Source organism: Candidatus Abyssobacteria bacterium SURF_5, from assembly GCA_003598085.1.
GTDB lineage: Bacteria > Abyssobacteria > SURF-5 > SURF-5 > SURF-5 > SURF-5.
This window is the reverse complement of the sequence record QZKU01000115.1, coordinates 20,669-31,706: the sequence shown is the minus strand read 5'-3', so window position 1 is coordinate 31,706 and position 11,038 is coordinate 20,669. Positions and strand designations below refer to the sequence as shown.

At 56.3% G+C, this 11,038-nt stretch carries 9 protein-coding genes; 5 read left to right on the top strand and 4 right to left on the bottom strand.

Annotated features, from left to right (window positions below; all coding sequences use genetic code 11):
- Window positions 1–11: 11 nt before the first annotated feature.
- Genes C4520_16715 through C4520_16700 form a run of 4 tightly spaced genes read right to left on the bottom strand, consistent with a single transcriptional unit; the run spans window position 12 to window position 2,999 of the window.
- The gene (locus C4520_16715) at window positions 12–1,757 is read right to left on the bottom strand and encodes an NADH-quinone oxidoreductase subunit C/D (GenBank protein ID RJP17405.1); all 1,746 of its coding nucleotides are present in this window, start codon (window positions 1,755–1,757) and stop codon (window positions 12–14) included.
- A 19-nt stretch (window positions 1,758–1,776) separates the two neighbouring features.
- Entirely contained in the window at window positions 1,777–2,391 is a 615-nt protein-coding gene (locus C4520_16710; GenBank protein ID RJP17404.1) for an NADH-quinone oxidoreductase subunit B, read from the bottom strand.
- Window positions 2,351–2,806, bottom strand: a complete 456-nt coding sequence (locus C4520_16705) for an NADH:ubiquinone oxidoreductase subunit A (protein RJP17403.1) — start codon at window positions 2,804–2,806, stop codon at window positions 2,351–2,353. The genes C4520_16710 and C4520_16705 overlap by 41 nt, the downstream gene beginning before the upstream one ends.
- 1 nt (window position 2,807) lies before the next feature.
- Entirely contained in the window at window positions 2,808–2,999 is a 192-nt protein-coding gene (locus tag C4520_16700; GenBank protein RJP17402.1) for a hypothetical protein, read from the bottom strand.
- A gap of 275 nt (window positions 3,000–3,274) precedes the next feature.
- Here C4520_16700 and C4520_16695 point away from each other — a divergent pair, with 275 nt between their 5' ends.
- The 5 genes from C4520_16695 (at window position 3,275) to C4520_16675 (ending at window position 11,021) form a co-directional block, all read left to right on the top strand.
- A complete protein-coding gene (locus C4520_16695) occupies window positions 3,275–4,783 on the top strand; it encodes a hypothetical protein (protein ID RJP17401.1) in 1,509 nt (502 codons plus the stop codon).
- A gap of 1 nt (window position 4,784) precedes the next feature.
- The gene (locus C4520_16690) at window positions 4,785–6,008 is read left to right on the top strand and encodes a hypothetical protein (protein ID RJP17400.1); all 1,224 of its coding nucleotides are present in this window, start codon (window positions 4,785–4,787) and stop codon (window positions 6,006–6,008) included.
- Window positions 6,009–6,066: 58 nt separating this feature from the next.
- A complete protein-coding gene (locus tag C4520_16685) occupies window positions 6,067–7,371 on the top strand; it encodes an MFS transporter (GenBank protein RJP17399.1) in 1,305 nt (434 codons plus the stop codon).
- Window positions 7,368–8,273, top strand: a complete 906-nt coding sequence (locus C4520_16680) for an amidohydrolase (GenBank protein RJP17398.1) — start codon at window positions 7,368–7,370, stop codon at window positions 8,271–8,273. The genes C4520_16685 and C4520_16680 overlap by 4 nt, the downstream gene beginning before the upstream one ends.
- A gap of 651 nt (window positions 8,274–8,924) precedes the next feature.
- Complete coding sequence (locus tag C4520_16675) at window positions 8,925–11,021, top strand: hypothetical protein (GenBank protein ID RJP17397.1); 2,097 nt, start codon at window positions 8,925–8,927, stop codon at window positions 11,019–11,021.
- Window positions 11,022–11,038 lie beyond the last annotated feature (17 nt).

Sequence of the window (11,038 nt, the reverse complement as noted above, 5' to 3'; positions counted from 1 at the left end):
TTGCTCCGCTCCTATCGGTCGACATCCGACATGACAAAATCAATGCTTCCCAAGATCGTGATCAGGTCCGAAACCATCAACCCCCGCGCCAGCAACGGCACCGTCTGAATATGCGGGAACGAAGGCGTGCGAATTCGTAATCGATACGCCATCGTTCCCCCGTCGCTGATCAGGTAATAACCATTATTGCCTTTGGTTGCCTCGATCCCGAAAAAAGCCTCGCCCGGCGGGATCACCGGCCCCCAACTCACGTTCAGAAAATGGACGATCAGCGTTTCAATATCGCGCATCGTGCGCGGCTTCATGGGAGGCGTCGCGGCAGGGTGATCAGCCATCCACGGCCCCGACGGCATATTTTCGACGCATTGCCGAATGATGCGCAGGCTCTGCCGAATCTCCTCGACTCGGACCACAGCCCGGTCATAGCTGTCTCCGTTCCGCGCAGTCGGTATCTCGAAATCAAACTGCTCATAGCCTGAATACGGCGTCTTCTTGCGGAAATCCCAATTCAGACCGCAGGCGCGCAGATTCGGCCCCGTCACTCCCCAGTCAATCGCTTGCTCCAGCGTGTAAGTCCCGATCCCTTTCGTGCGCGCCTTGAAGATGCTGTTCTGCATCACCAGCCTGTCGTACTCCTTCATCCGCTTCGGCAGATAATCCAGGAAATCGCGCATGAGGTCATCCCAGCCGACCGGCAAATCCTGGGCCACGCCGCCGATGCGAAACCAGTTCGGATGCATGCGTCCGCCGCAGATCGCCTCGACAATCGTGAAGATTCGCTCGCGGTCCGTGAACATGTAGAACACCGGCGAGAGCGCGCCGACGTCCTGCGCGAACGTGCCGTACCATACCAGGTGGCTCGCGATCCGGAACAGTTCCGACATCATGACTCGGACAACTTTCGCGCGGTCGGGCGCCTCAATGCCCGCCAGAAGCTCGAGCGCCATCAGGTAAGCAAGATTGTTCATGACGCCGCCGAGATAATCGACGCGGTCGGTGTACGGGATATATGTATGCCACGACTGCCGCTCCCCCATCTTCTCGGCGGCGCGATGATGAAATCCGATGTCGGGCACCACGTCAACAATCTCCTCATCGTCAAGCTGGAGGACCAGTCGAAGCACTCCATGCGTTCCCGGATGCTGCGGACCCATGTTCAGAAAGATGAAGTCGGTATCCTCGCTCTGACGTTTCAATCCCCACTGTTCGGGCTGAAACCGGAGCAGGTTCTCGTCCTCCTCGTGTTTTTCCTCCGGCAGACGAAACGGTTCGGCTTCGGTCGCCCGCGCATAATGATCTTTCCTCAGCGGATGACCTTCCCACCACGGCGGCATCAGGATGCGCGCAAGATAGGGGTGTCCCTCCACCTTGATGCCGAACATGTCCCAGATTTCGCGCTCGTACCAGTTGGCCGACGGCCACAAATCGGTAATCGTGTGAATCGCGGTATGCTCGTCCTCAAGAGCGACCTTCAGGCGCACGTATTCGTTCCGGTCAAACGAATACAGGTGATAGACAACGGTAAAATCGCCGGCAGGTTCGCCATTCCTGTTTATACGGGTTCTTTCGTCGATTGCGGTCAGATCGTACAACATTTTGTACGGCTTGCTCGCATCCCACTTCAGGTACCGGAGAACATCGTGAACCAGATCGCGCGCAACCCAGGCGGTTGACACGCCGTCACGCGTTTGCTGAGGCCGGATCGATTCCGCTCCAAATCGCTCGCCGAGTTCCGCTACAATCGCATTGGAATGCATTCGATCTTCTTCCGCTGGTCTAGACGTGATCAGGTGTGCGCAGCTCCGTCGCCTTCTGTCTGTCGGATCGCTTGATGTCTCTCAGAGAGGGCATGGTTGCTCGATGTACCCCTTGCGGCCCAACCACCCAACTCAACGGGCGCTTTTCCGCGCCCACCGCATTCTGCAAGAGAAGAAGGCTTTCCATAAAGGCATCGGGACGCGGCGGGCATCCGACCACATAGACGTCGACGGGCAGAAACTTGTCTACTCCCTGAACGACGCTGTAGATGTCGTACATGCCGCCGGAATTGGCGCACGAACCCATCGAGATGACCCAGCGGGGCTGCATCATTTGCTCATATAAACGCTTGATCACCGGCGCCATCTTGATAAATACGGTCCCGGCTATCACCATCGTGTCGGCCTCGCGAGGTGTCCCCCTGATCACCTCCGACCCGAACCTCGCGATGTCGTACTTGCTTGTGATGCTGGTGGCCATCTCGACGTAGCAGCAGGAAAGTCCAAAGTTAAACGGCCAAATCGAGTTCTTCCGCCCCCATGAGATCAACTGCTGCAATCGGGCGAAAAGAAAATTCCCCTGTGCTGCCTGCTCAAAGGTCTGCCCGCTCTGTCGCTGATGGTCCACTTCCAAGTCCGCCTTTCTCCTCTCCGCGCGCCCGCCTCTGGCGCTCCAGCTTCTGATGCCACGTGGTCCCCCAATCAAGCGCCCCCTGCCGCCAGAGATATACCCATGCCGCTACCAGAACCGCTATAAAGAAAAGGACTTCAATATACGCCGTCCAACCGACTTCCCGAAACGCTATTGCCCAGGCGAAAATGAAAACCGATTCGACATCGAAAATAACAAAGAACAGAGCAACGAGATAGAACTTGATAGATAAGCGAGAGCGTGCGGTGCCCGTTCCGACAATTCCGGATTCAAATGGATCGGGTGTCGTCCGCTCGATATGCCGCTCGCCCAGAAAATGCGATATCCCGAGTATGGAAGCCACCAGCACAAAGACAAGCCCCAGATATGCCATAAACGGCCAGTAAACAGTGTCCATTCTACAATTCCCTGAATTCAGAAGGCTTGTTCTTCAAATAGCAAGAGCAGCGAGCCCCGGGACCGGCCACATGCTGTTCAGACATTCTGCCAGCGCCGTCTCTGGCATGAATCGCACAAGCCCCGGCCGCCGATTTCTTCTTTGTCAGTGTCGGAAAGATCAGACCTGTCGGATCGATCGACTGCTTTCTCATCTTTTCCAGGGCTCTTCTGACGAGTCGGGGAATTTTCACCCGGCCGGCATCTCTGATTCACCCGGAGGAGATAAAGAAGTGTTACAAAAATATATACTCTTGCATGCAAATTCGCAAGGCGCTGCACTAATCCGATCACTTACATGCACACCGATTCCCCTTGACCAACACGGGCCGGATTGATAGAATAGCGTCCGGCTCCCGGCGCGTGAACCCCTGTCCAGCAAAAGGATTCCTCTTTATCATGCACCCAAAAGCGGGAGCAGCTATTATATATGGATTCGAATAACACGATCGACCACCTCTTCAAACCGAAATCCATCGCCTTTATCGGCGCCTCCAGAAACCCCGGCAAATGGGGATGCCTCATCTTGATGAACCTTCTCCTCGGGGGATACAAGGGGCGCATCTATCCGATAAACCCGAGCGAAAGCGAAATACTCGGCCTGAAAGTCTATCCTTCGATAGCAGCCGTCCCCGAGCCGGTGGACCTGGTGTTCGTCGTTCTGCCGCCCCCCAAAGTACCGCCCGCTATCCACGAATGCAAGGGAAGGGCGAAAGTAGCTCTCGTGATTACAGCCGGGTTTGGTGAACTCGGAGCCGAAGAGAAAAAACTCGAGGATGCGCTCGTGCAGGCGGCGCGCGAAGCCGGCATCCGCGTCGTCGGCCCGAACTGCAACGGAGTTATGTGCTCGTCTCCCTCGAGCCTGTACGCGCTCATGCCGCCGTACTTTCCGAGCCCCAACAAGATCAGCCTCGCCTCGCAAAGCGGAAACATCGGCGGGATCACGCTCAGAATGTCGATGCTCCGCAATTGCGGCTTCGGCAAGTACGTCAGCAGCGGGAACGAGGCCGACCTGCATATGGAAGATTACTTCGAGTATTTCCTCCATGATCCCGACACCGAAGTAATCTTGTCGTATGTCGAGGGAGCGCGCGACGGCAAACGCCTCATGGAGGTCGCGAGAAAAGTCTCTACGGTAAAACCGATTGCCATGATCAAGGGCGGGCGCACCCCTGCGGGCAGCATCGCCGCCAGTTCGCACACCGGCTCGCTCGCCGGCTCCGATGCCGTCTTCTCCGCCATGTGCAAACAGGCGGGAATCCTGCTCGTAAGCGATATCGACGAATTGTTCGACATCGCGCTTGCACTCAGGCGCCAGCCCCTGCCGAAGGGAGATCGGGTTGCCATATTGACGACAGGCGGCGGGCTCGGAGTCCTCTGTTCCGACGTCTGCTACAATATGGGCTTGAACGTCTCCCGGCTTAGCCCGCAGACGATTGCCAAACTCGATGCGGTCCTGCCGCCATGGTGGAACCGGGGGAATCCGGTCGACCTCGTGGCCGGCCTCTCGCGCAGCAGCGTGCGCGGGTGCCTCGAAGCCCTCGCGAGCGCCGATGAGGTCGATTGCATCCTCATGCTCGGGATGGGATTCGGCACAACCCGTGCAAAACTTTTGGAGAAGACGGCTTTTTATAGTGATACCGCTCTCCGCGAAATGTGTAACAGGACCATTGAGGAGGACATCAATTCGGCCAAGGTCGTTGTCGAATGCATTGATAAATTCCAAAAACCGATCCTCGTTGTTTCGGAAGGAGCTATGTTCTCGGCGGAGGACCGCAAAGGTTCTCTCGAATATTTGGAGTCACAGGGAGTATTCCCCTATCCCAGTTTCAGGAGAGGTGTTGAAGCGACCAAACGGCTGATCGAGAGGAGACAGTTTCTTCTCAGAGTGTCTCAGGAACGGCGGCAGGACATCGGCCGCCAGAAAGCAGAGGGATAATATGGATTACTTTCCGCTGATCGTATCGGACCAGGACCGTATGATCGTGCAGATGATCCGCCAGTTCGTCGATCGCGAAATCATGCCGGTGCGCCATTTGCTCGACGATGACAACGAACACATCATCATCAATGACATTCTGCGCAAGCTGTCCGATCTCGGCGTCTTCCGCGTTCGCGCGCGCGACGAGCAGGCCGAGCCGGACGCCGCAGGCCCCTCCCTCGTGACATCGTGCATCGTCCTCGAGGAAATGTCGCGCGGCGATGCCGGCATCGGAATCGTCGCCGGCGTCAACGGATGGGCGCTCGCTCCCGCTTCTCAGACCGGAAACAAGGAAGTGCTCGACCTCTTCGAATCGCTCGGCCAGAAGGAATCGCCCTGCCTCGCATGCTTCGCGATGACCGAGCCCGCCGGCGGATGCGATATCGAAAACATCCCGGCGCTTCACGGGAAGACTATTCACACGCGCGCCGTGCTCGACGGAGACGAGTGGGTGATCAATGGCGCCAAGCGATTCCCGAGCAGCGCCAACGTCGCCTGCCTGTATTGCGTCGTCTGCCAGACCGACCCGAGCAAAAAAGAGGAAGGCATCGCACTGATCTACGTGCCGCGCGAGACTGCCGGCCTCAGTTTCGGCAAATTCGAGAAAAAGGCGGGCATGCAATCGGACCGCAACGCCGACATCTACTTCGATAACGTGCGCGTTCCGAGAACGTACCGCGCCAGCGAACCGGGCATGGACACCCAACTCTTCAAGAGCAACCTCACCATTGGAAGAGTCTGCAGCGCGGCGGCGGCCGTCGGCTGCGCACAAGGAGCTTTCGAAGAAGTCCTTCGATATACCGGCGAACGAGTCGCCGAAGGCAAACCCCTCCGCGAACATTCGATCGCAGCCGGTATGCTCGCCGAGATGGCTACCGGTATCGAGACCGCGCGCGCTCATTACCTGCAGGTGGCATACATGCTCAGCCACCGCGATCAGTACCCGCCGGCATACTCGGAACAGATGCTCTGCCAGGCCAGCATCAGCAAGAATTACGCAACCGAAATGGCCATAATGGTAACAAACAAGGCGATGGAGCTGATGGGCTCCTACGGCTACATCCGCGACTATCACGTCGAGAAGTACTGGCGCGATGTGAAGGAAATCCAGCTCTGGCTGGGCGGCGCACAACTCGGCCGCTTCGACATCGCCAGAGGATATTACCCGTACCATGTGACATGATCTCGTGCCGGCGCACGTGAGCCTGGATCGTTTGACCAGCGGCCGCAAAAAATTGTAGATGCTATTTCCTGCATCTGGAGAGAACCCACCCCGGAAAGGGATTCGTCTCATGCAGACGGCTAAACACCAAATCTTCTACGGCTGGTATATCGTGGCGGCATGTTTCGTCGTTGCGTTTATCGTCTTCGGCATTTCGGTCAATACCTTCACCGTCTACATCAAGCCCATCCAGGAGGACCTCGGCTGGTCGCGCGGTAAAATTGCGTTCGGAGTCACTATCTCAGCTATCGCGATGGGAATGTCCGCTCCATTCATTGGAAGATTAATCGATCGGGTCGGCGCACGGTGGGTCATGGCTGCCGGAGCGTCAGCCATCGGCGTCCTGTCGATCCTGCTCTCGCAATCACGGTCGCTGCCGTACTTCCTCGGACTCTACGCTCTGGCGGGCGTCGCCCAGGCGGGCGCAACGCTGATCCCGATCTCCCTCGTCATTTCCAACTGGTTCAGCGCCAAACGCGGAATGGCGCTCGGCATCGTGATGACCGGCACCGGCCTCGGCGCAATGGTCATGGTACCGGTCACCAGCCTGATCGTCGTCAACTGGGGATGGCGCACCAGCTACATGATCATGGGCTGCATCATCCTCCTCGTGGCGCCGCTAAACCTGCTCGTGATCCGAACAAAGCCGTCTGAAAAAGGCCTCCTTCCCGATGGCGGACTCATAGGCGATTCCAAGCCAATCCCTGCCAGCGGGCTGAGCATATCCGAGGCTTTTCACACCAGGAGATTCTGGCTCATCGGAGCAATGATGTTGTTGTTCGGACTGGTCGCGATGGGCGTCGGCGTGCATTTGATGCCGTACCTGACCGACATCGGGCACCGCGAGACTACGGCCGGACTGCTTATCGCTACCGTTTCAGGCATGACCGTTCTCGGCAAGATCGGGACCGGATTTGTCGCTGATCGATGGGGATTGCGCTCGGCGGTCATGATTACGTGCGCAATGATACTCGTGGGGATTGTCCTGCTGATGAGGGCCGACATTTTCGGAGTTGCGGTTGTCTTCGCCATTGTGTACGGGTTTGCGATAGGCGCTCCTCTTCTGATCAATCCGGGACTGACTGCGGAATGCATGGGACTCGCTCACTTCGGCGCGATCTTCGGGATCCTGACCCTGCTCAACACCGCGGGAGCGGCCATCGGAGCGACGCTCACCGGCGTAATCTATGATTTGGCCGGCGGCTACTGGCCCGCTTTCACGCTGTTCATCGTCCTCATTTCCGCCGCCGCTTATTGCGGAGTGAGCGCGAAGCGAGCGGCGATATCGGTACCAATGGTGGAGAGAGAGGAAATCGGAATATGATCATCGACGCCCATTGCCATATCTGGGAAGAGAAACTCATGTCCGCCGAGATGAGGCGGATCATCGACGCCGTTGCGGAGAGATTCAAGCCGCAATATCCCGACCAGTTATCCAATGGAACCATCGAGCGCCTGCTCGGCGAGATGGATGAGGCGGGAATTGATAAGACAGTGCTGCTTGCGCTCGATGCCGGACTCGCGTTCCCGTCGCATCTGACCGTGCGGGATTACAATGATTATGTCGCCGACATCGTAAAACGGCACCCCGACAGAATCATCGGGTTTGCAGGCATCGATCCGAGGCGAGGGAAAGAGGCGCTCGTCGAACTCGACAGATGCGCAGACATCGGACTCCGCGGGCTCAAACTCTGGACGCTGACCGGTTTCTATCCCGACGATGAGCGCTATTATCCGCTCTACGAACGGGCCGCGGAGCTGAAAATGCCGATCGTGGTTCACACAGGGACCGGACCGCCCGGAACGTATTTGAAATTCAACAGGCCGGTCTACGTCGACAAAATGGCGGTCGATTTCCCGGAAATCCCCATCATCATGGCCCACCTTGGAATGCCGTGGATCGATGAGGCCGTGGCCATTGTAATAAAAAACCCAAACGTATACGTCGACATCTCCCAGTGGCAGGTCTTCTCGAAAACACCTTTTGTGCTGTGCCAGGCGCTCACTCAGCTCAAAATCGGCTGCGGCGGAATGCACAAGGTGCTGTTCGGAAGCGACTGGCCGCTCCTTACTCCTCTGCTCTCCCACAAGGAGTGGGTGAACTACATTAAAGAACTGTCTATGGCGCCCCCTCTGCAGATGATGGGCCTGAAAGACTTCACCGAAAAAGATAAGACCCAGCTTCTCGGCGCAAACGCCGAGCGCATCCTCAACCTGAAAAATTAAGGGAAAAGCCTAATTATCTTAAAAGTAGATTCCGCTGCAGATCCCCCATTGGGTAGGGCCGAATTCATTCGGCCAGTCTTGAATATGCGAATGAATTCGCACCTACCATAGCGCGGTTGAACCCGAGGGCGGGGGTTTTGTAGCAGAATCAAAAGTAGGCATCTATCCTTAGGCTCAAATTTCGGGAACGGAATCTGGTTATTTCTAAGATAGACTTCTATAATTATGCTCAACCCATTTCCATGGCCTTTTTTGCGGGATTTTCCGTGCTACCGTTTAATGTGCCTATGCAGGCTGAAAAATTGGGAAATTTTCGGGGACATACTCATAATTATCTTAAAGTAGACGTTTATAATTAGATTTAACCCCCATTGGGTGACCGTTGTGCCGGATTTTCTCGTGCTGCTGTGAAATGTAACTATAAGCTTTGGCTATAGTTACGAAGATACTCTCCAGGATTACGAGACATTGGTTGCTCTTAACGGCTGCGCCCGGTGGAGAAGAGAGAAATAGCCCAGGTTCTAAATTATTCAGAAAAATGAAGATGATTCATAAATTTCACTTGACTCAGTCAGAAGTCCGCGCTAACATATTCTTAAAATTCGGCAGTGTCCGATTCCTGAGCCGCAGCGGCTACTGGGGGGGTTTAACATGAAGAAAGTTCTGCTCGCAACACCGGTAACTCCGTACCCGATCCAGCCCTGGCATGATACGCCGACCGATATCATGCGCCAGCGATTCATGAAGGGGCAGGGCATTTTCACGCATGAAGGCCACATGCACCTGGCTGGCCCGTTCATCATCGCTCAGAACATCTCCGCTCCCTGCACCGTTCTTGACCACCCGACGATGGAGAACTGGGTAGATGAAATTAAGAAAGGGTACGACTATGTCGGCATTTCGGCCCTGACGCCGAACCTCGAGAGCGTAATGGAAATGTGCCGCCAGGTTCGTAAACACTCGCCCAAGAGCGAAATCATTCTCGGCGGCTTCGTCGCCCAGAGCGTGGGCGCGTATTACCCCGAGGAGGAATGGAAGAAGCTGGTCGACCACATTGTACTTGGCGACGGAGTCATGTGGTTCCGGAAACTTCTGGGTGACGAAACGCACACGCCGGTCCGCCAGCATTTTCTTCCGCGGTGCGCATTCGGAGCGCCTCCCTGGCTCGATCGCTGGCCCGAAGGCGAAACAACGGCGCTTATCGCCGCCGTCGGCTGTACGAACGGATGCGATTTCTGCACCACGACCACTCATTTCGGCGGGAAACGCATTCTCCTGGTGACGCCGGAGCAGGTGAAAGAAGAAATCAAGATGTGGCAGAAACGCGAGCCGGGAACCCACTACATCATTTATGAGGAAGACCAGGATCGGGATTTCATAAATGAAGTCGGCCGCCTGATGCGCGAGGACCCCGAACTTGATTTTTCACAGTTCTCGATCACCATCCTCACCAGCATCAGGACTCTGTCAACGTATCCTGACCTGGACGAACTGGCGCACGACAATATCGCCCACATCTTCATCGGCCTCGAATCGAAGTTCGCGCCCGGCGAAGGCTACGGCAAGCGCGCAGGCGACGCGAGAGAGATTTTCCATGCTCTCTATGCGCGCGGCATCGGAACCACGGTCGGGTGGATGGTCGGATTCGATTTCCACAACCGGGAAACAGTCGAAGAAGACTTCCAGTATTTCCTCTCATGCGAACCGCCGACGGCGCAACTCACGCGAGTAACCCCCTATCCCGGCACTCCGCTCTATAACCGGCTCAAGGAGGAAGGACGCGTCAAACCCTTCAAATGGGAAGATGTGAGTTTTTACGGCGGCGGCATGGTGCACAAGAACCTGTACGAGCACGAAATCATGGAGATCATTCGCAAGGGCGACGAGCGGCTGCTGCACACGTGGGGCCCGAGTATCCTGCGCATGCTCAAGGTGCACATGAACGGCTTCGAGCGGTTCCGAAATTATGATGACAAACATTTCCAGCAGATCGCCGAGGGGCACCGCCAGCAACTGTATCAGGCCTATGCAATGCTCCCGGCGATGGAGCGGTTCGCCGTCAACGGGCGCGTCCGAAAAATGGTGAAGGAACTCGAGCAGCGCTGGAAGAAACATTTCGGCGAGCCCTCGACTTTCCTGAAAGTGCAGGCAGGCTATACGGAAATGAAGGCGATTTGGGCCACATTGAAGGAGATCATCGACCCGGCCAATCGCCACATCAAAATTCCGCCCGCGAAACGCTACCATTTCTTCGGAAAGGACATCAAGGACGACGGCAGTCTCCCCTATCGCAAGGAATACCTGAACGAAGACCCCAATTACGTCCGCGACATGAAAATACAGGATGCGGAATGGGGACTGCTTGGCGTGGCTCATGCCGTCGGGCAAGTGCTCGACTTCCCCGAAGCGAAACTGCACGACACCGTCAAGGAGCTTCGCACCGACGCGTCATCGCTCCTGCATTCGATGGCCAACCATCTGCGTGCGCCGAAAGTCGATGTCCGGGAGATGTTGGGCGAATTGAAAAATGGGCTCACCGATCTGCTTGTCAAGGCGATCGAGGCCGGCGAGAATCCCGAAAACGAAATAGACTTTTCCGTCAGCAACGCAAAAGACAAAATGGCTCTCCTGCTGGATTATTATGCGACTCAGCTGCAGGATGGGAACGGCCTGAAAAAATTGCTGACGCATCCCGCAGTCACCACCTTCGCGAAGGCGACTCTCGAGGCGGTGAAAGCGGCTCCATAAGTAGTCGACAGGAATAA